Raw genomic sequence first — 21,525 nt, forward strand, 5'->3', positions numbered from 1 at the left:
AGGTAGTGTAGTGACCTCAAAAGTTAGACTAAATCATCTATCTTTTGGGTTACAGACAACCTCTTTTTTAATTACTCAAACTCTTAAGACCAATTGCGAGCTACTTCTTCATCTGCCTTTAACTGATCCACTAATTGATCAACTGAGTCAAATTTGGTCATATCTCGAATGCGATCAAGCCAATAAACCATGACTGTTTCACCATAAATATCTTGATTAAAATCAAAAATATTGACTTCAAAACGTGCTTCTTCTCCATCAAAGGTCACATTTTTCCCGACACTAGCCATAGCACGATATTTCTGTCTTTGAATCTCAACATCAACCACGTAAACGCCATCTGCCGGCATATAAGTACGGTCTAAAAGCACCAAATTCGCTGTTGGATAACCAATCGTGCGACCTCGAGCATTGCCATGAACCACCATCCCTCTTGATGGAAGCGGCGCCCCCAAAAGTTCTCCTGCTTCTTTCACATTTCCGTCTAAAATAGCTTGCCGGATACGTGTTGAACTAATCTTTCCTTTCTCATCTTCTACAGGTGGGACAATAATAACTTCTCCATCAAAGTAATCCTTTAAGTTCTCTGCCGTTTTTTTGTCAGAGCCAAATGTATAATCAAAACCTGCAACAATAATTTTAGCATTCATAGCCTTGATATAGGTTGCAAAAAATTCTTCTGCCGTGAGACTAGCAAATTGACTACTAAAATCAAGAAGATATAATTCTTCTACACCTTCGCGCTTTAATTTTCTTTCACGTTCAGCAGGATTCAAAATATGTAAAAACAAATCCGGATGATAAGGCTCTAAAGCAATCTTTGGAGATTCATTAAAGGTCATAACTACGATAGGTAATAAATCCTTTCTCGCAGCCTTATTGGCAACACGAAATAATTCTTGATGCCCCTTATGTATACCATCAAAATAGCCCAGAACTACAACTGAATCAGATGGTGTGCCAATATCTTTATGGTTTTTTATAGGAATAGTAATAATCATAAAATAATTATATCATAGTGATAGCTATTTCTGGAACAGAAAATATGAAATGTCGTTTTTTTAACCTGAAATAACCATTTTTGCAAAATGCAGCACCGTGCAAACATATATTGACTCTGATATACTAGAATTACAAAAAAGAGGAACGATTGACAACATAAGCCATTCCTAATTTATTCTTATAGCATCACAATTTAGAGTCATTCTTGAGTGAAGAACTGATAGTTGAATAGCCTGCACTAATATCGTAAAAACCAGCGTTTTTTGACGCTGGCTTTTTAACTGTGAAAATTCTTTCTCAACTAGATTGCTTCTGTAACAAAACTACGGCTTTCCAATACTTTGAGCATGGCATTAGCTGTATCTAGGGCTGTGAAGAGGGGCACTCCGTGTTCAATGGCTGAACGGCGAATCTGCTCACCATCTTCATCAGCAGTTCGTTTTGTTCCTACTGTGTTAATAATAGCTTGAATTCTTCCTTTGCGAACAAAGCTTGGAATATCCTTATCGTCATCACCAATCTTACCAACAGGTTGGGCTTGCAATCCATGACTGGCAAAGAAGGTTGCTGTTCCTTCTGTCGCAAGGATTCCATATCCAATATTTTGGAAACGACGAGCCAAGTCCAAGGCTTCTTCTTTGGCATCATCAGCGATGGTAAATACAACGTTACCAAAGGTTGGCAAGTGTAAGTAAGAAGCTTCAAAAGCTTTATAGAGAGCTTTTTCCAAAGTCGTATCAGAACCCATAACTTCACCTGTGGACTTCATTTCAGGACCAAGTAAGCTGTCTACCTTAGCTAGTTTCGTGAAGGAGAAGACAGGTGCCTTGATATGAACGCGAGTGCTTTCAGGGTAAAGTCCATCTTGGTAGCCAAGTTCTGATAAACTTTGCCCAAGAATAAGCTTGGTCGCTACTTGAGCCATAGGGATATTGGTCACCTTAGAAAGGAATGGAACCGTACGGCTAGCACGTGGATTGACCTCAATAACATAGACTTTTTCATCCTTGATAACAAACTGGATATTCATCATTCCAAGGCAGTTAAGACCAATTGCTAGGCGTTTAGTGTAGTCAGCGATGGTTTCTTGCACCTTTTGCGACAAGGTTTGTGGTGGGTAAACGGCCATTGAGTCACCTGAGTGGACACCAGCACGTTCGATATGTTCCATGATACCAGGGATAAGGACATTTTCACCGTCTGAAATGGCATCAACCTCGCACTCTTGCCCAACGATGTAAGAGTCAACAAGAACTGGGTGGTCTGGACTAGCCTTAACCGCAGTTCGCATGTAAGAACGGAGGTCTTCTTCGTTTTCAACGATTTCCATAGCTCGTCCACCAAGTACATAAGATGGGCGGACAAGAACTGGGAAACCAATCTTGCGAGCTGCAAGCACTGCTTCTTCTTCATTGGTAGCCGTTTGTCCTGGTGGCTGTGGAATATCCAGGTCTTTTAGAGCTTGCTCGAAGAGGTCACGGTCTTCGGCACGGTCTAGGTCAGCAACCTGTGTACCAAGGATGGTCACACCTGCTTTTGCCAATGGCTCCGCAAGGTTGATGGCTGTTTGACCACCGAACTGAACGATAACCCCTTTTGGTTGTTCCAAGTCAATGACATTCATAACATCTTCGAAAGTCAACGGTTCAAAGTAGAGCTTGTCAGATACCGAGAAGTCTGTAGAAACGGTCTCTGGGTTTGAGTTCATGATGATAGCTTCGTATCCAGCAGCCTGGATAGCCTTAACCGAGTGAACAGTTGCGTAGTCAAACTCAACCCCTTGCCCGATACGAATTGGACCAGAACCTAGAACAAGTACAGATTCTTTATCAGATTTGATAGATTCATTTTCCCAACCATAGGTTGAATAGAAATATGGTGTTTCAGAGTCAAACTCCGCCGCGCAGGTATCAACCATCTTGTAGACTGGGACAATCTTGTTTTCCAAACGAAGCTGACGAACTTGGTCTGCAGTCGTTTCCCAAAGTTCAGCAATCTTACGGTCTGAGAAGCCATTAAGTTTAGCTGTTTTCAAGACTTCTAGATCTTGTGGATGGGCACCCAATTCTTGCTCAATTTCAAAGATATGCAAGAGTTTATCAAGATAGAAGATATCAATTTTTGTAAGCTCTGCAATTTCTTCTGGTGTGTAGCCACGGCGAATGGCTTCTGATACGTAGAAGAGACGGTCATCCTGTGCCTTTACAACCTTTTCAATCAAGTCATCATCTGAAACACTGGCAAGTTCTGGAATCTCGTTATGATGAACACCGATTTCAAGTGAGCGACAGGCCTTAAGAAGTGATTCTTCGATGTTTCGACCAATCGCCATGACTTCTCCTGTCGCCTTCATCTGTGTTCCAAGACGACGTTCACCCTTTTCAAACTTGTCAAATGGAAAACGGGGAATCTTGGCAACTACGTAGTCAAGGGCTGGCTCAAACATGGCATAGGTTGAACCTGTAACTGGGTTGATCACCTCATCCAAGGTCAAGCCAACTGCAATCTTGGCAGCCAACTTGGCAATTGGATAACCTGTCGCTTTAGAGGCAAGGGCTGATGAACGCGATACACGAGGGTTTACTTCGATAACATAATACTTAAAGCTATGTGGGTCAAGGGCCAACTGAACGTTACATCCACCTTCAATTTTGAGGGCACGAATAATGCTCAAGCTTGCGTCACGAAGCATTTGGTTTTCATAGTCTGACATGGTTTGCGCAGGGGCAAATACAATGGAATCCCCTGTGTGAATCCCAACTGGGTCAAAGTTTTCCATGTTGCAAACAACCAAAGCATTGTCAGCTGAGTCACGCATCACTTCGTACTCGATTTCCTTGAAACCTGCGATTGAACGCTCAATCAAACATTGGGTAACAGGTGACAATTTCAAACCATTTTCAGCGATTTCACGCAATTCTTCCTCGTTGGCACACATACCACCACCAGTACCACCAAGTGTAAAGGCTGGACGAACGATAACTGGGTAACCAATTGTCGCTGCAAAGGCAACTGCTTCTTCGACTGTGTTGACAATTTCAGATTCTGGAATTGGTTGGTTGAGCTCTTCCATCAATTGTTTAAAGAGGTCACGGTCCTCGGCTTGGTCAATGGCAGATAATTTAGTTCCCAGAAGCTCAACACCAAGCTCATCAAGGATACCATTTTTAGATAATTCCATGGCCATATTGAGCCCTGTTTGACCACCAAGGGTTGGAAGCAAGGCATCTGGGCGCTCCTTACGAAGAATACGTGTCACAAACTCAAGTGTAATCGGTTCGATGTAAACCTTATCAGCAATCTCCTTGTCCGTCATGATAGTTGCAGGGTTTGAGTTAACCAAGACAACTTCATAACCTTCCTCTTTCAAAGACAAGCAAGCCTGGGTCCCAGCGTAGTCAAACTCTGCAGCCTGACCAATAATAATTGGACCAGAACCAATCACCATAATTTTTTGAATATCAGTACGTTTAGGCATATATAAGATATTAAGGGCGTCAAGCGGACAAAGCTAAAATAGGAGTTATGACGAAGAACTATCAGTTCTAGGAATAACTATCTTTTTAGCACCGTCCGTAGCCCGTATTCAGTTCAGCAAATACGGAGCACCCTTCTCCTTTCTATTCGGCAACTCTCGGGTCGACATTAAATAAGATACAAAGGACAAATAGAAAACGATTGAATTTTAGGAAACCAAGGAAGGATTGACAATCCAAATTGGTTTCTCTAAATTCCGAGCTTTCCGTCCGTGTTCAGTTACATAAATTCTCCGACGAGCTTTTACTCGTTCTTAGTTTGATTGTTTAAATGCTTCCATCATCTCGATAAACTCGTCAAATAGGTAGCTTGCGTCGTGTGGACCAGGGGCTGCGTCTGGGTGGTATTGAACAGAGAAAGCAGGTTGGTATCTGTGACGCACACCTTCAACTGACTTGTCATTGATTTCTTCGTGGGTAATGATCAAGTGCTCTGGTAAATCCTCACGGCTAACTGCATAACCATGGTTCTGACTAGTAAAGTCCACACGGCCTGTAGCAATTTCACGTACTGCATGGTTAAAGCCACGGTGACCAAATTTCATCTTGTAGGTCTTAGCACCGTTTGCCATAGCGAAAAGTTGGTGCCCCATACAAATACCAAAGATTGGAATTTTCCCTTGCACACCGCGAATCATGTCGAGTGCTTGTGGAACGTCTTCTGGGTTACCTGGCCCATTTGACAACATAACTCCGTCAGGATTAAGATGAAGAATTTCTTCTGCCGTTGTCGTGTATGGAACCACGGTCACATTACAGTTGCGCTTCGAAAGTTCACGTAGGATTGAGTGCTTGAGGCCAAAGTCCACTAACACCACGCTCAAACCAACTCCTGGAGCTGGATAGGATGTTTTAGTAGAAACCTGCTTAATATTGTCTGTCGGTAATACCGTTGCCTGGAGCTGGTCAGTCACATGATCCATGCTATCTCCAACATGGGTCAGAGTTGCACGCATAGTACCATGCTTACGGATAATCTTGGTAAGGGCACGCGTATCAATCCCTGAAATACCAGGAATTTTCTTGGCTTTCAAAAATTCATCCAAGGTCATTTGATTTCGCCAGTTGCTTGCTCTACGTGCTTCTTCGAAAACAACAACCCCCTTACAAGTAGGAATAATGGATTCATAGTCATCACGGTTAATTCCATAATTTCCTACCAAAGGATAAGTAAAGGTCAAGATTTGTCCATTGTAAGACTGGTCTGTAATGGATTCTTGGTATCCGGTCATTCCTGTATTAAAGACGATTTCGCCTGTTACATCAATATCTGCTCCGAAGGCCTTGCCTTCAAAAACTGTGCCATCTTCTAATACTAGAAGTCTTTTTGTCATATTTTCACCTCTCGTGGACGCTCACTGGCGTCTTTTAACGTCTTGTGTTTTAGTTGGCGTTTCTACTCGCCAGTACGGATTCTAAGATTGCCATTCGAACAAAGACACCATTAGTCATTTGTTGGACAATCCGTGATTTTGGTGCTTCAACCAAGTGATCTGCAATTTCTACATCACGATTGACTGGAGCTGGGTGCATGAGGATTGCTGTTTCTTTCAAACGGTCATAACGTTCTTGAGTCAAGCCATGTTGGGCATGGTAGTCTTCTTTTGAAAAGACAGCTCCACTATCATGGCGTTCATGTTGCACACGGAGAAACATCATGACATCCACCTGATCAATAATTTCATCAATGGTTACAAACTGTCCATAGTCTGCAAACTCTTGACTTCTCCATTCCTCAGGTCCAGCAAAATAAAGTTCTGCACCTAAGCGTTTCAAAATCTGCATATTGGATTTGGCAACGCGTGAATGGTCCAAGTCACCTGCAATCGCAACCTTGAGACCCTTAAAGTGACCAAATTCCTCATAAATAGTCATCAAATCCAGCAAGCTTTGGCTAGGGTGTTGGCCCGAACCATCTCCACCATTGATGATGGAAGTCGTAATCGTCGGACTAGCAATCAACTCTCTGTAGTAATCAACCTCTGGGTGGCGAATCACACAGACGTCAACTCCTAAAGCAGACAGAGTCAGGATGGTATCATAAAGTGTCTCCCCTTTATTAACTGAACTAGTCTTCACATCAAAGTCAAGTCGTTCCAATCCCAATTTAATCTCTGCCACTTCAAAGGACTTATGCGTCCGTGTAGAATCCTCAAAAAAAAGATTGGAAACAATCGGATGGTCTTCATAAGGAAGCTGAGCTCCGTTTTTAAACTCAATTCCTCGCTTGATCAATTTCATCACTTGATCGACAGTGAGATCTTCCATGGACACCACATGGTTCAATGCTTGTTGATTTTCTGACATGGCTACTCCTTTAGCTTTCTAAGCTTCTTCAGTAATCAGAACTCTGTCTTGGCCATCAAGTTCTGCCATCTCCACGATGATTTCTTCAGAACGACTGGTTGGGATATTTTTTCCAACGTAATCTGGACGGATTGGCAATTCTCTATGTCCACGATCGACTAGAACTGCTAAACTCACGCGCGCAGGACGACCATGACCGACAATATTATCAATAGCAGCGCGAATGGTACGACCTGTATAAAGCACATCATCCACCAAGATAACTTCACGGTCTGTCACATCCACTGAAACCAAAGAGGTATCTTCTCCACTTTTAATATCATCACGGAAAGGTTTGGTATCCAATTCCACAACAGGAACTGAAAGATTTTCTAGTTGCTCCAAACGTTCTTGAATTCGGTGGGCGATAAAGACACCGCGAGTTTTAATACCAGCCAAGACGATCTTATTCAAATCTTTGTTACGTTCGATAATCTCATAGGTAATACGCGTAATCGCTCGTTTGACGGTCAATTCGTCTACAACTTCTTTTGTCTTCATGACAAACCTCCAAAAAGAAAAGTCTCCTTAAACAAGGAGACTTGAAATGTATAGCCAAGCGAGCCCTACTGCAAACAGTATAGACTTCACCCTTCTACTTTATCGCGCTCCTTGCCTGCCTCACGGGACAGGTTTAAAGGAATATTTAGTTATCAAATACTATAGCACAAAGTAGACCTAAAATCAAGCAAAAACTTTTGAGCCCCCATCTTATAAATTGCTAAAATCATATAACTGTGGGTACTGGTCACACTCTGGATTTTTAGGATGACAAATAGCTCTTCCAAAATAAATCATGGCCTGATGGGCAGCTAACCACTGCTCCGGTGGCAAGATATCCATGACCCGCTTTTCCACCTCAAGAGGTGTCGCTGATTTTTTGACGATATCGTGGTGTTTGCTAATACGCTCCACATGAGTATCCACTGCAAAAGCTGGAATCCCAAACCCCACACTCATAACAACATTGGCTGTCTTGCGACCAACACCTGCCAAACTCTCCAATTCCTCACGTGTCTGAGGGACTTGACCATCAAAATCGTCTAGTAACTGCTGGGCACATTTTTTAAGGAATTTAGCCTTGTTCCGATACAGGCCCAGGCGAGAAATGTGTGAAGCAATCTCACTCTCTGTCGCTACAGACATGGCTTGTGGCGTTGGAAAGGCAGCAAAGAGACCTGGTGTGGCCTTATTTACTGCTGCGTCTGTTGTCTGAGCTGACAACATGACCGCAACCAAGAGTTCAAAATGATTAGTGAAATCAAGACTGGGCTTGGCATCTGGAAACAGAGCAATGATTTCTTCTAGCACTTTTCGTGCTCGTTTTTTTGACAAAACCATTATTCGTCCCCATCAAATAGTCCTTGTAAGCCAGCAAAAGGACTGTTTTCTTCTTTCTTAACTGCTTGTTGAGCTTGGTATTCTTCCTCTGTCATGATTTGCCAGTCATTTCCTGACACAAATCCTTGACCAGCTTCTTCTTCAGCTGTCAAGACCTTGATAGGGATATTAAGCAGGATATTGTCTGACACGCTCTCAGCAAGGTTAAGTTCCCCATTTTCGATAGGCAAGACTAAATCATCATCTAGAACTTCTTGGTCCAACTGGTTAGTTGCGCCTTCCATAAAAACTTCCGTGACTGGATAAGATTCAACTAACTCAACTGGCTCCATACTGCGACTTGAAGCAAGAACAATGGTGTAAGACAACTGATAATCTAAGAAATACATACGGTCTTCGTACTGTACTTTCCCAACTGCAAGGATATCTTTTACATCTAAAATTTCTTGATTACGTGCACGCAGGTTTGCAGCTAGATCTAAAGTTTGTTCAAAATGCAAGCCTTCAGACTGCTTACGAATTTCTTGGATATTTAACTTCATATTTCCTCCATAAAGATTTACTCACTTGATTATACCATGAAAAGGCTACAAACCAGCACACTAAACTTTGTAATTAAAATTCATTTTTCAATATATTTACTATGCTATTTTTGTTTTTTAGTACTATAGGCAAGAATAGATCAGAGCAAGAAGGATGCTCACATGGAAGATAAAGAATTGATTGCTAATGCAACCCAACTCCTATCCGAGTTAAATAAAAGTTTCCAACGCTGTAAACAGGGTACGGCAGATGATATTCGACTGCAAGAGCTGCTAAACACCACTGTGCAAGAGAACAAAAAAGCGGAAAAATTGAACAACAGTATCTTAATCGACCTTTAGAAATTTTACCAACCTACCAGTCTTCTGATTGGATTAGGTAGCCTAAAACTAAACGATCAAGCACATACCGCTTGGCGCAACTATGACAAGTTCCATTACGAGCATGTCAAACACGTACTAACTCTTTATGGACCTGTTTTTGGATTTTAGAGCATAGAATTTCCAGTTTTCTGTTGACAAAATTTCCTTAAAGGTATAGGATAAAGATACTAATACTCGGAGGTAAGGGAGACATGAACAACTAAGTCTATCAAATAAAGAACCTTTATTTAGTAGATCTTGTTTTTGTCTCTTTTTGCATGCTCTTTTTGTACTAGATCTTCTGGTACTTTATCCTCTTTGAAAATCAAAAAACTAGAAAGCTAACCATCTGCTCCTCTTGGGTTGGATAGGAGTAGACTGGTCTAGTTTGACAGGATTTTCGACATGGATAATAGCGTTTCTGACAGTGACATTGGCTCTACTAGGTAAGGTAGAGCTTTTTGTTATGCACTATCAACATTCTAGAAAGGGCAATCATATGATAAAAATCAATCACCTGACCATCACACAAAACAAAGATTTACGAGACCTTGTAGCCGACTTAAGCATGACCATCCAAGACGGAGAAAAGGTAGCTATTATTGGAGAAGAAGGAAATGGCAAATCAACTTTGCTTAAAACTTTAATGGGGGACGCTTTGCCTGATTTCACTGTCAGGGGAGACATCCAGTCTGACCATCAGTCTCTGGCCTATATTCCTCAAAAACTCCCCGAGGAGCTAAAAAATAGGACTCTACACGACTACTTCTTTTTAGATTCTATTGATTTAGACTACAGTATCCTCTATCGTTTGGCTGAGGAATTGCATTTTGATAGCGATCGTTTCGCTAGCGACCAAAAGATTGGGAGCCTCTCAGGGGGCGAATCTTTGAAAATTCAGCTCATCCATGAGTTAGCCAAACCCTTTGAGATTCTATTTTTAGATGAACCTTCAAACGACTTAGACCTTGAGACGGTTGATTGGCTAAAAGGTCAGATTCGAAAGATTCGGCAAACCGTTATTTTCATTTCTCATGATGAGGATTTTCTTTCTGAAACGGCTGATACTATTGTCCACTTACGACTGGTCAAGCACCGGAAAAAAGCGGAAACACTAGTAGAACATTTAGATTATGATAGCTATAGCGACCAGAGAAAGGCTAATTTTATCAAACAAAGCCAGCAAGCTGCTAACGACAAAAGAGCCTACGATAAAACCATGGAAAAACATCGGCGAGTCAAGCAAAATGTAGAAACTGCGCTTCGAGCTACTAAAGACAGTACTGCCGGTCGCCTATTAGCTAAAAAGATGAAAAATGTTCTCTCTCAAGAAAAACGTATTGAAAAGGCAGCTCAGTCCATGACCAAAAAACCACTTGAAGAGGAAGAAATCAGACTTTTCTTCTCAGATATACAGCCATTACCTACTTCTAAAGTCTTAATCCAACTGGAAAAAGAAAATTTATCCATTGGCGAGCGAATTTTGGTGCAAGAACTACAATTAACTGTCCGTGGCCAAGAAAAAATTGGTATCATCGGCCCAAATGGTATTGGAAAATCAACTCTGTTAGCCAAGTTACAGCAACTTCTTAATGATAAAAAAGAGATTTCGCTTGGTTATATGCCTCAAGATTACCAGCAAAAACTACAATTGGATTTATCCCCAATAGCTTATCTCAGCAAAACTGGTGAAAAAGAGGAACTACAGAAAATCCAATCCCACTTAGCCAGTCTCAATTTCAGTTATCCAGAAATGCAGCATCAAATTCGCTCCTTATCTGGCGGGCAACAGGGAAAACTCCTGCTTTTAGATTTAGTCTTGCGCAAACCAAATTTTCTCCTGTTGGACGAACCCACACGAAACTTTTCTCCCACTTCTCAACCCCAAATCAGAAAACTCTTTGCAACCTATCCAGGCGGTATCATCACTGTTTCGCATGACCGTCGTTTCTTAAAAGAGGTCTGTACGAGTATCTATCGTTTGACAGAAAATGGTTTGGAAGTCGTTGATTTAGAAGATTTATACTCATGAGGATAATTATTTGCTTTGGAGCGCTATTTGAACATTATAATAGGTGATACATCTTATGTTCACAGTCAAGTCAATCATTTCTTGTAATCAACTCTAAATAGACGGATAAAAACTACTTCTAACTATCAAAAAACGAGCACCTCCTCAGTTGGAAATGCTCGTTTTCTTATGTTGCCATGGTTTATAATTACAATGAGAAATGGGAAACAGCCTTGAATGGCAAAATCTCCTAAATCTCCGACTACCAACTTTTTTACTCTACTGGTTTTTCTTGATTTCCAGTACTTGTTGGAGATTCTGTTGTTTCCTTTTCTGAAGTTGATTCAGCAGGTTTAGAATCTGTTGCGTTGCTCGGTTTGTTTTCGTCGCTGGCAGTTTCACTGTTAGATTCCGCAGCTGCTGATGTTTCAGTTTCGGGACTTGTCTTATCACCATTTGCTTCAGCATTTGCTGCTGGAGTTGCTTCTTCAGTTACGCTTGATTTTGACTTGATTTCTTGATTCAAGACCAGAATAGCTTTTGTCAATTCAAGTAAAGCGGCTTTGTCCTTACTCTTGGCAGAAAGTTGATCTAGTAAAGCATCTACCTTATCAAAGTCCTCATCAGAACCCTTATTGTTTTCTAAGTAAGCGTGAAGCGACATGAGGATATCGTAGAGTTTTTGATAGAGTACAAGTGTCTGAGGATCTTGCTCAGTATTTTCTTTCTCTTGTTGAAGGGCACTAGCGATACGAGTCAAGACATCTTTCACCTGGCTGTTTACTTCATCCAAGTCTGCATCAGCCTTGTTTGTGGCAGCTTTGAGATTTTCTACTTCTTCTGCCAAAGATTGTCTGATACCTTCTTCTTGAATTTGTTCCAAGAGTTGAGTTGCCTTGCTCAAAAGACTTTCTACTTGCTCCTTGCTAACATGATTGACATGTTCTTCAGGCATAAAGTCTCCATACAATTCTTTCAAGAAGCCATAAATGGCTGTCTTGGCAGTTTGATTATCAACTTTTTCAGTATCTAGAACTGTCTTAGTCGATTTAGCAGTAGTTGGTTGAGCTTTCAAAGCTTCTTCTACTTCTTGTTTTGCCTGATAGATACTTGGGAATAATTTGTTCAATTCTGCTGCCTTAAGGAAGGATTGAGATTGATACAAGGTCCAAGTCAACTGAGCTACTTTGTTTCGAAGTTCATCACTCAAACGACCGTCATTTACGTGTTCGTAGAAATACTTGATGTATTCTACAGTTGTAACACCTGTTCGATCATTAAAGTCTTGAAGAGCTCGAAGTTGTGATTCAACTGCTGCTAAAGCAGCCTCATCTTTTGCCAATTTAGCTTCTTGGAGTCGAACGAGAAGATCTTTCTTAGGAAGCCCATAAGAATCTGTATCCAGTGTATTTATTTTATCAATCAAGGCTTGATATTTCTTATCTAGAGCGCTTGTTTTAACAGGCTTGACACTTTCATCAATATGAATATATTGCTTATCAAAGAGATCCAGTGTTGCAAGATAACCTACTGTAGAGTTAGTTGCCAGTTTCTTCATGTTTTCAGTAAACTGACCTAAAGCTAACTCAATCTGTCTTTGTTCGATAGGCTTGTCTTTATAGATGTTTCTGCTTTCAGCTAGAAGTTGGTCTACTTTTGCCAAAACTACCTTCTCATCAAAAGCTCCAGGTTGGTAGTTGGATTGTAGAGCTGGAATCTTGTTTTTCAAAGCCACTTCAAAGCCCTTAGTTTGAACCTTGATGTAGTGATTATGGTCGCCATGAGGAATCACAAAACTACCATTTTCTACCTGCAAGCTATAAGGAGACACACCATCTCGCAAAGCAGTGGTATAAAGTTCATTTAGGAAATCAAGTTCTGGATTTCCAGTTTGAAGAGGAATACGAACGTGTTCTTTACGAACAGCATATGGATGGATATGAGTTGGATCGTAGGCTTGGTCTGGATTTCCAAAAACAAAGAATCCGTTTGAAATTCTAATAGCTTCAAGTGGAACGCCATAGGTCTTAGAAATGTAAGCAATCTTTTCTTCATCGCTAGCATCTCTTGAGAAAGACTCTACCGTTTTAGCAAGAGGTTTTACAGGCTCTGCATCATGATGTGTTTTTAAATGGTCTTGTGCATCCTTAATTTGATCAGCTGTCAAATCCTTCTTGAAGAAGTAATGATTGTGGTCACCATGACTCATGACAAATCCTTGCTCATCCTCACTGATGACACGATCGGCATCAAATCCATGATCATGGCCTTCATCATGATGGTGTCCATTATTATCTTCGTCGTGATCGCCATCATGTGCTGGTGTTGTTGTATTTGCCACTTTCAAGTGGTCTTGCGCTGCCTTAATTTGGTCTGCTGTTAAGTCTTTCTTAAAGAAGTAATGATTATGATCACCGTGACTCATGATAAATCCTGCTTCATCTTCAGCAATAATACGATTGGCATCAAATCCATGTCCACCTTCTTCATGTTCCTCATGTGAAGTTCCTGGATTGATTGGAAGAGATGGCGAAGGTGTTGTTAGACCATTATTTGGAAGAGTCGGTTGACCAATTTGATTCGCCTTAAGGATGTAATGGAAATGATCACCATGTCTGACGATATAAGCTGTAGCCGTTTCTTCAACGATATCTTTTGGATTAAAAATATAACCATCAGATGCTGAAGAGAGTTCCTTACTTGTCGTTGAAGAAGAAGGATTGCTTGAAAGACTTCCTAGACTAGACGCTACTTTATTAGGTTTTTCATTTGTAGAGACCGTAGAGCCAGTTCCACCTATAGGCACCATTCTAGCAATCTTTTCTTCTAAAGGAGAGAGCTTGCTGTAAGGAATAAAATGATAATGGTTTCCATGCGGAATCGCAACTCCATTTGGTGTACGACTGACAATCTTAGCAGGGTCAAAGACTAAGCCATCTGATTCACTGTAACGTTGGTTGCTAGGTAAATCATAGAGTTCTTTCAATAGACTTTGGAGATTTTCAACTTTGCTTTCTGGCTTGCTAGTTGATTCTTTCTCTATAGCTTGATTAGTATTGTCACTAGCTGTTGAAGAATAGCTTAACTGGCTCGGTTGCGTATTTTTACCAGTCAGATGAGCTTTAGCTGCTGCTAATTCACTAGCAGATAAATCACTTTTTGGAATGTAGTGATAGTGACCTCCATGAGGAACGATATAAGCATCACCAGTATCTTCAATAATGTCAGCTGGATTAAAGACATAACCATCATCTGTTGTATAGCGTCCCTGAGACCTTGCTACAGCAACATCAGAGCTGACCGTCTCATTATCTTTGACATGTTCTTGTTTTTGACGGTTGATTTCATCTTTGGTTCGAACATTATCAGCATGAGCTGCATCTTTCAAATAGACATAATATTTTCCATCGACCTTGATGATATAGCCACCCTTGACCTCATTGACAATATCTCCATCCTTAAGTTGATAGTTTGGATCCTTCATCAAAAGTTCTTCACTAAAGAGGGCATCATAAGGAACTTTTCCGTTATAGTAATGGTAGTGATCACCGTGTGATGTAACATAACCCTGATCTGAAATCTTGATAACAATTTGCTCAGCCTGAATTCCTTCTTTTTGGCTAACCTGATCTGGTGTCAGGTTTTCACTTTTCTGACTTGACTGACTACCATCCACATAAGAGACACGATTATTGTCCTTATTTTCCTGTGAGCGATGCTGGTTCAGTGCATAGGCACATAGACTCAAGGATATGATAACAGCAGATCCAGCTGCTATATATTTTTTACTGAATTTCATAAATCCCTCATTTCAATAAATGATGAAGCTTTTTTAACTTCTTTTGCTTGGTTAAACAGTTTTTTCTAAACTGGTTATTTAACCAATTAATTAACCAGTAAATAGTTTACCTTTTTTAAGCTTATCTGTCAAGATTTTTATAACATTTTAAAAAATAAAAGCCAGTATTGCTACTGACTCTTACATCATTTTGATTTAATAAGATAAACTTATGCTTCTGGTTTCGTCGTTACTGACTCACTACCTTTTTAACAAAGCAAGTAATTTTTCTGCTTCTGCCATGATACCATTATTATCCATGGTTTGCAGGCTCAAGTTATTTCGTAAACCAGCTAGGCTCTCTGTCACATTGTCTTTCAAACTAGCATCCCTTACTTTAGCAAGTAGAGCTTCTACTTCTTTGAGTTTGGCTTCTACTTTTTCGGTTTCTACTTGAGGTACTTCAGCTTCGTCTGTTTTATCTTTAGATACTTCTTCTGTCTCGTCTTCATCAGTGCTCGGTTTATAAAGATTATCTACTGAAGGAGTTGAACCTGTATGATTCTCTTTCTCATCAGATTCAGGGCGAGTTGGCTCACTTACTTCATCAGGTTTACTGTCTCCTACTTTATTTTTACGAACATGGTCGCTGGCATTTCCCCAACCATTATCTGAGTGAGGACGTTCTTCAGGATGTTCAACATAATATTTTACAGTCGCAAAGAGATCCTCAAGGCTATAACCCTTAGGTGCTTCATAGAGTCCTTCGTCAAACCAACCAAATTTAATGTTATGGTAATGGTCGTAATGAGGTATAATTAAGCTACCATTTTTAACTTCAACAGTATGTTGTAGATTGTAAGGAATATGATCAAGTGGGACCTTCTTAGCTGCTTTCACTTTATTATAGATTGCTTCTACTCCTTTAACCTCAGTATTTCCTGAACCCTGATTCTCTGTTGAAGGAGGTGTCAAACCTTTCTCTTTAGCATAAGCCTGAGCTGCCACTCTTTCAGTTTCAGACAAGCTCTCTTTCTTAATCCAGTGACTATGGCTCATATGTGGAGTTACATAAGCATCTCCCTCATCACTGGTAATATCACGAATGTCAAAGATATATCCATCTTCTGTTGTATACTTACCTGCTAATTTCGCTAATTTAATTTCATCGTCTGTATAAGCAATTTGAGCATTTGACTTACCAAGACGTTCTGGATGGGTAATTGGTGCTAGGAATGCCAATAAATCATCTACTAATTTTCCTTTATTAGCAGATTCATCATTCAAGCGTTCTGCTAATTTGTCTAAGGCTTGGAAATCAGAAGTACGACCCTTATTTTCAGACAAGGCTTTATGAGCCTCGGTCAACAAATGATAAGCTTTATCATAAAATTCTTGATCACGAGGTGGTACATTTTCTTTCTTCGCAACTAGAGCGTGTGTCTCTTGAGTTTTCTTAGACAGGAGATTTTCAATATCAGCAATCTTATCCTTAGCCAAATCTTTAACTAGAACATAACGACTAACACCCTTATCCTCTATAATATATCCGTCGCCAACTTTTCTAACAACCTGCTTGACATCAAGTTCAGTAGGTTTATTTTCCGCTGGTGCAAGAGGTTTGGTAGTAGGGGCTGGCTTCAAAGGAGTGACGCTTGGCAAGACACTGCCATTTTGTCCCTTGACAGCTATCATACGAGCCAATTTTTCTTCCAAAGGTGACATTTGCGAATAAGGAATAAAGTGATAATGGTCTCCGTGAGGTACTGCGACACCATTTGCAGTACGTTTGATGATTTGTGCTGGATCAAAGACGAGTCCATCAGATTCTACATGTCGTTCTGATAAAGGTTTAGCATACAATTCACGTAAAAGTGTTGGAATATCTTCCCCTTGGTCTTGATGATAAGTTGGAGTGACAGTCAGATTAGGAGTCTCTGTCAAACTTGGTTGGGCTGGTTTACTTGAACTTGTAGCAGAATGTGAGCTCTGTTTACCATTCCAATAAGCTTGGGCGGCAGCCAATTCCCCTGCTGACAAATCACTCTTAGGGATATAGTGGAAATGATTGCCATGCGGTACAACAAAAGCGTCACCTGTATCTTCAATCACATCTGTTGGACTAAAGACATACCCATCATCTGTTGTATAAGCGCCTCCAGTTGCTCTATTCGGTGCCGGCTTATCGAGATTAAAGTTTGGTTTAATCGTTGCACTTGGTTTCTCAGTACTGCTTGGTTTCGTATTGTCAGCATGACTTTGAGCTGGCTGACCTCCAATTGGCAGATTTCGAGCCAATTTTTCTTCCAAGGCAGACATTTGTGAGTAAGGAATGAAATGGAAATGATCTCCATGAGGAACTGCCACACCATTGGCAGTACGTTTTGTAATCTGTGCTGGGTCAAATACCAATCCATCAGACTCCACATGACGTTGGCTCAGAGGCAAAGCGTACAATTCTTGAAGAAGACTAGCTAAATCCTCATTTTGACTCTCCGGAGCTGTTGCAGGATTTTGAGGAGTTTCAGATGGACTAGTTCTCACACTAGATCTTGTTTCTCCTCTGCTTGAACGATATTCAACCGTACTTAATTGACCACCTTTTCCAGATAAGAAGGCTTGGGCGGCAGCTAATTCACTGGCAGACAAGTCACTCTTAGGTATATAGTGAAAGTGATTGCCATGAGGAACGATATAGGCATCACCCGTATCCTCAATGATATCAGAGGCATTAAAGATATAACCATCATCCGTTGTATAACGGCCTTGAGCTCTGGCAGCAACTACTGCTTGATCGTTAGAACCGCCTCCATGATTATGACTGTGTTCCTGCTTCTGACGTTTAATCTCTTCTTTTGTCCGAATATTGTCCGCATGAGCCGCATCCTTGAGGTAAACATAGTATTTCCCGTCTACCTTAATCACATAGCCACCCTTGATTTCATTGACAATGTCTGAATCCTTCAACTGATAATTCGGATCTTTCATCAGCAGTTCTTCACTGATGATAGCATCATAAGGAACCTTGCCATTATAGTAATGATAATGGTCTCCATGAGAAGTCACATAACCTTGATCCGTAATCTTGATAACGATTTGTTCGGCATTAATACCTTCTTTTTTACTGACTTCATCAGGTGTCAAATTTTCTGCCTTTTGACCAGCCTGATCACCGTCTATATAAGCAACTCGATTAGAATCTTTCTTAAGTTGGCCAGCTTGATACCGTCCAAGTTCATAGGAGCAAACACTTAGGGCAAGGACCGCCACTGAACCAACTACATATTTTTTATTGATTTTCATTCTTGCCTCACTTTAATTCTTCTGCTAGAACACTCATATTTTCTTCCAGATTTTCTAAATAAGTCTTGTCATTTTGTGGGTCTGCCTCTAAAGGATTCAGAGTTTTAAGACCCACACCTGTTGATTTGACAAGAGTTTCAGCTACTTTTGAAGAAGCATTACTTTCTGTAAAAATTGTTTTAACCTTATAGGTTTTTACAAATTCCTGAATTTCTGTAAGTTGTCGTGGACTTGGTTCTTGTTCAGGAGAGATACCTGCAATACCAAGTTGATTAAGTCCAAATCGCTTCGCTAGATAAGAAAAGGCTGTATGCTGTGTTACAAAAGTTTTCTGACTCGCTTTTTCAAATTTAAGCTGGAATTTCTTAGTCAATTCTTGAGCTTTTTTGATAAAGGCTTGCGCATTTTTCTGATAAGTTTCTTTATGCTCACTGTCAACCTCTGAAAGTTTGTCAGCGATAATCTGGGCTTCTTCACCAGCTTTTTCTGGATCTAGCCAAGTATGAGGATCATAGAGCGTTTTTTCATCAACTCCATCCCCTGCTTCCACATCTTCTAGCCCTGGGACGCGATCTAAAGTCATTCCCTCTGAAGCCTCTAAAACCTTAACTTTAGATTTTTTTAGATTGGGATCCAAACTTCCTGCCCAAGATTCGAGCGTATGCGAATGATAAACAAAGACATCTGCATCGTATATTGCTGCAATATCATTTGCCGAAGGTTCAAAAGAGTGAATGCCACTACTTGACTGAATCATCCGAACATCATTCAAGTCACCAGATACTTCCTTGACCATAGCATAGATAGGATAAAAACTAGTGACAATTTTCATCCCTTTCCCTGTCTGACTTTCCTTTTGCCCACAAGCAGCTAAACACAAAAGGAAAACACTTAACAATACTAAAAATAAACTTTGTTTCTTCATAAACAACCCCTTAACTATTTAATTAACTGGTAAACATTCTACTCCTAAAAATTTAATCTGTCAAGCTATTTTAAGAAAAAAATTGAAATTTCTTTCACATATAAAAATCTGCTGAGTTTCAACAACTCAACAGATTCTCACTTTATATACTCAATGAAAATCAAAGAGCAAATTAGGAAGCTAGCCGTAGGTTGCTCAAAACAGTGTTTTGAGGTTGTAGATAAGACTGACGAAGTCAGTCACATATATACGGCAAGGCGAAGCTGACGTGGTTTGAAGAGATTTTCGAAGAGTATTATTCTTCTATGGTAGAATGCTTATAACCATAAGTAAAGTAAATGATACTTCCTACTAACAACGCAACTAGGAAAGCAATCCAAGTTTCCATATTATACTGTAACATAAAGGATAAACAAATGATGATTGATAAAATGGGTAACAGGGGTACCAATGGTGTTTTAAATTCTCCAGCTTTTGGCATCCCCTTTTCTTTCCGTAAGCGAATCAGACCATAAGCCAGCATGATCAAGTAGGCCAAAGTACAAATATTTAAGAAGGCTGCTATACTAGCAAGAGGGAAGATTCCTGCTGCTACTGCTGAAGCTAGACCTGTTAAAATAGTAGCATTTTTTGGTACCTTACTTGTCTTTGTTAGTTCTTTAAATACAGCAGGCATTAAGCCGTCACGCGCTAAACTGTAAATCATACGCGATAGGGCATAGGTCATCGAAATACAAACTGTAATCAAGGTCAAGATAGCCACTAATGACACATAGTTAGCTGCCCAACCAATCCCAATGCTACGAAGAGCAAAGGCAACGGCATCGTCAACATTTAAATGACTATAGTGAACCACACCAGTCAAGACAAACGTCACCAAGGCATAGAGAATAGTTACGATAGAAAGCGATAAGACAATCCCTCTAGGAATATTTTTTTGAGGAGCCTTGACCTCATCTACGGCCATAGAGATGGATTCAAATCCCAAAAAACCAAAGAACATCAAGGACGCACCAGCCATAATACCAGTACTAGCACCATAGATTTGTCCAAAACCGTAAGGAGCAAAATTGCTCCAATTATCAAGTTTAATATTCCAAATTCCTACTAAAACAAAGAGCGCTAAAGCCGAGAATTTCAGAATAACCAAAATAGAATTAAAGCGTAAAGCTGCTTTAGCATTGAGTAAAACAAGGGATGTCACCAAGACCAAGACAAGAATAGGCAATAAATCAACAAATGTCCCTGCTTGAGGATTAAAGGTACCATTTAAAGCCTGAGGAAGGGCTATCCCGTATTGAGAAAGCAAGCCTTTAAAATAAGCTGCCCAACCCGAAGCCACGCCTGATATGGCTGTCATGAACTCCATCATTGTTAACCAGCCAGCCAACCAAGCTGGAAATTCTCCTAAAATAGCATAGAGATAACTGTAGGCACCACCTGTAGCAGGTACTCGCGAGGCAAATTCTGCAAAAAAGAGAGCTGATAATCCCACACATAAAGCAGAAATAACAATTGAAATCACTAGCGCTGGACCAGCAAGTGTTGCGGCTGCAGTGCCTGTAATTGTAAAGACGCCTGTCCCTACCATGGCTCCAATTCCCAGCAAAATCAAATCCCATAACTTCAAATGCCTGTGCATCTCCGTTTTATCCAAACTAACATTCTTTGTTCTAAATATATTCATCTTTGACTCCAAAATAAAATGATGATTCTATTTTACCATAAATATAGGAGATTTGTGAATATTTATAAAACAATTTTCTAAAAAAATCTGACTACTCTCTTGTAATCAGATTCTCTTTATCTCTAGTTCATTTCTTTAAAGGCTGCTTCTGCATCCGCGTTGCTGATAACACCAAATTGAATCTTTCCAATCTTTCCTTGACTATCAATCAGGTATTCTGTAGGAATGCTTCGAATTTGATAAGCTTGGAAGGTTGTTGCTTTAGTATCATAAAGAACTGGGATATCTTTATATCCTTGGTCTTGGAACCATTGTGGGAATTGCTCGACAGTTTTTTCACCTTGAATTCCTGGTGCAATGACACTAAGAATTTCAAAATCGCGATCTGATTTCGCAGCTAATTCCATCAACTCTGGCATACTTTTCTTACATGGGCCACACCATGAAGCCCAAAACTTCAAGTAAACTTTTTTACCCTTATAATCAGATAACTTAACTTCTTTACCATCCATAGATTGCAAGGTAAAGTCTGGTGCCTCTTTTCCAACAGCAATTTGTTGTACAGTCGTTTGTTGCTGTTGTTTTGGCTGTTGTGGAGCTTGAGTCTTTTTAGTTTCTTCCTCACCACAGGCCATCAATACGACTAATGACAATAGGCTTAAGCCAGCAAACATTACTTTTTTCATCTTTT

13 protein-coding genes and 1 pseudogene are annotated in these 21,525 nt (G+C 40.3%); 2 read left to right on the forward strand and 12 right to left on the reverse strand.

What is annotated here, in order from left to right; translation table 11 throughout:
* Positions 1 to 83: 83 nt before the first annotated feature.
* The 7 genes from HT731_RS07895 to HT731_RS07925 form a co-directional block, all read right to left on the reverse strand.
* Positions 84 to 1,001, reverse strand: coding sequence for a bifunctional riboflavin kinase/FAD synthetase (locus HT731_RS07895; protein WP_061759124.1), 918 nt, complete (start codon positions 999 to 1,001; stop codon positions 84 to 86).
* Positions 1,002 to 1,303: 302 nt separating this feature from the next.
* Positions 1,304 to 4,480, reverse strand: coding sequence for a carbamoyl-phosphate synthase large subunit (carB, locus tag HT731_RS07900; RefSeq protein WP_061759125.1), 3,177 nt, complete (start codon positions 4,478 to 4,480; stop codon positions 1,304 to 1,306).
* A gap of 312 nt (positions 4,481 to 4,792) precedes the next feature.
* Positions 4,793 to 5,872 (reverse strand): carbamoyl phosphate synthase small subunit, encoded by a 1,080-nt coding sequence (locus HT731_RS07905; protein WP_050278219.1) that lies wholly within the window; start codon positions 5,870 to 5,872, stop codon positions 4,793 to 4,795.
* A gap of 49 nt (positions 5,873 to 5,921) precedes the next feature.
* The gene (locus tag HT731_RS07910; protein WP_061759126.1) at positions 5,922 to 6,845 is read right to left on the reverse strand and encodes an aspartate carbamoyltransferase catalytic subunit; all 924 of its coding nucleotides are present in this window, start codon (positions 6,843 to 6,845) and stop codon (positions 5,922 to 5,924) included.
* An 18-nt stretch (positions 6,846 to 6,863) separates the two neighbouring features.
* Positions 6,864 to 7,385 carry a bifunctional pyr operon transcriptional regulator/uracil phosphoribosyltransferase PyrR gene (pyrR, locus tag HT731_RS07915; protein ID WP_061759127.1) on the reverse strand — a complete coding sequence of 174 codons (522 nt, stop codon included), beginning with the start codon at positions 7,383 to 7,385 and terminating at the stop codon, positions 6,864 to 6,866.
* 210 nt (positions 7,386 to 7,595) lie between these two features.
* Positions 7,596 to 8,225, reverse strand: a complete 630-nt coding sequence (gene nth, locus HT731_RS07920; RefSeq protein ID WP_061759128.1) for an endonuclease III — start codon at positions 8,223 to 8,225, stop codon at positions 7,596 to 7,598.
* Positions 8,225 to 8,767, reverse strand: coding sequence for a DUF177 domain-containing protein (locus HT731_RS07925; RefSeq protein WP_061759129.1), 543 nt, complete (start codon positions 8,765 to 8,767; stop codon positions 8,225 to 8,227). The genes nth and HT731_RS07925 overlap by 1 nt, the downstream gene beginning before the upstream one ends.
* 162 nt (positions 8,768 to 8,929) lie before the next feature.
* Between HT731_RS07925 and HT731_RS07930 the strand changes: the two are divergent.
* Both HT731_RS07930 and HT731_RS07935 read left to right on the forward strand, forming a co-directional pair.
* Positions 8,930 to 9,259 (forward strand): annotated as a pseudogene (locus HT731_RS07930) (helicase BlpT).
* A 337-nt stretch (positions 9,260 to 9,596) separates the two neighbouring features.
* Complete coding sequence (locus HT731_RS07935) at positions 9,597 to 11,162, forward strand: ATP-binding cassette domain-containing protein (protein ID WP_173278406.1); 1,566 nt, start codon at positions 9,597 to 9,599, stop codon at positions 11,160 to 11,162.
* Between the two features lie 253 nt (positions 11,163 to 11,415).
* Here the strand turns inward: HT731_RS07935 and HT731_RS09530 are convergent, their stop codons facing one another.
* The 5 genes from HT731_RS09530 to sdbB form a co-directional block, all read right to left on the reverse strand.
* Positions 11,416 to 14,940, reverse strand: coding sequence for a pneumococcal-type histidine triad protein (locus HT731_RS09530; RefSeq protein ID WP_173278408.1), 3,525 nt, complete (start codon positions 14,938 to 14,940; stop codon positions 11,416 to 11,418).
* A gap of 240 nt (positions 14,941 to 15,180) precedes the next feature.
* The gene (locus HT731_RS07945) at positions 15,181 to 18,222 is read right to left on the reverse strand and encodes a pneumococcal-type histidine triad protein (protein WP_173278410.1); all 3,042 of its coding nucleotides are present in this window, start codon (positions 18,220 to 18,222) and stop codon (positions 15,181 to 15,183) included.
* Between the two features lie 7 nt (positions 18,223 to 18,229).
* Positions 18,230 to 19,147: a zinc-binding lipoprotein AdcAII gene (gene adcAII, locus HT731_RS07950; protein WP_061759134.1), complete on the reverse strand. Its 918-nt coding sequence runs from the start codon at positions 19,145 to 19,147 to the stop codon at positions 18,230 to 18,232.
* Positions 19,148 to 19,442: 295 nt separating this feature from the next.
* Positions 19,443 to 20,834: an amino acid permease gene (locus HT731_RS07955; protein ID WP_061759135.1), complete on the reverse strand. Its 1,392-nt coding sequence runs from the start codon at positions 20,832 to 20,834 to the stop codon at positions 19,443 to 19,445.
* A 122-nt stretch (positions 20,835 to 20,956) separates the two neighbouring features.
* The gene (sdbB, locus tag HT731_RS07960; RefSeq protein ID WP_061759136.1) at positions 20,957 to 21,520 is read right to left on the reverse strand and encodes a thiol-disulfide oxidoreductase-associated lipoprotein SdbB; all 564 of its coding nucleotides are present in this window, start codon (positions 21,518 to 21,520) and stop codon (positions 20,957 to 20,959) included.
* Positions 21,521 to 21,525: the final 5 nt, after the last annotated feature.

Origin of the sequence: Streptococcus sp. k-163, assembly GCF_013277555.1 — a bacterium.
In the GTDB taxonomy this organism is placed as follows: domain Bacteria; phylum Bacillota; class Bacilli; order Lactobacillales; family Streptococcaceae; genus Streptococcus.

Coding starts and splice junctions, on each gene's coding strand:
- sdbB (WP_061759136.1), bottom strand. CDS start 21,520: ATGAAAAAAGTAATGTTTGCTGGCTTAAGCCTATTGTCATTAGTCGTA.
- pyrR (WP_061759127.1), bottom strand. CDS start 7,385: ATGAAGACAAAAGAAGTTGTAGACGAATTGACCGTCAAACGAGCGATT.
- HT731_RS07935 (WP_173278406.1), top strand. CDS start 9,597: ATGCACTATCAACATTCTAGAAAGGGCAATCATATGATAAAAATCAAT.
- HT731_RS07905 (WP_050278219.1), bottom strand. CDS start 5,872: ATGACAAAAAGACTTCTAGTATTAGAAGATGGCACAGTTTTTGAAGGC.
- HT731_RS07955 (WP_061759135.1), bottom strand. CDS start 20,834: ATGAATATATTTAGAACAAAGAATGTTAGTTTGGATAAAACGGAGATG.
- HT731_RS07945 (WP_173278410.1), bottom strand. CDS start 18,222: ATGAAAATCAATAAAAAATATGTAGTTGGTTCAGTGGCGGTCCTTGCC.
- carB (WP_061759125.1), bottom strand. CDS start 4,480: ATGCCTAAACGTACTGATATTCAAAAAATTATGGTGATTGGTTCTGGT.
- HT731_RS09530 (WP_173278408.1), bottom strand. CDS start 14,940: ATGAAATTCAGTAAAAAATATATAGCAGCTGGATCTGCTGTTATCATA.
- HT731_RS07895 (WP_061759124.1), bottom strand. CDS start 1,001: ATGATTATTACTATTCCTATAAAAAACCATAAAGATATTGGCACACCA.
- HT731_RS07925 (WP_061759129.1), bottom strand. CDS start 8,767: ATGAAGTTAAATATCCAAGAAATTCGTAAGCAGTCTGAAGGCTTGCAT.
- adcAII (WP_061759134.1), bottom strand. CDS start 19,147: ATGAAGAAACAAAGTTTATTTTTAGTATTGTTAAGTGTTTTCCTTTTG.
- nth (WP_061759128.1), bottom strand. CDS start 8,225: ATGGTTTTGTCAAAAAAACGAGCACGAAAAGTGCTAGAAGAAATCATT.
- HT731_RS07910 (WP_061759126.1), bottom strand. CDS start 6,845: ATGTCAGAAAATCAACAAGCATTGAACCATGTGGTGTCCATGGAAGAT.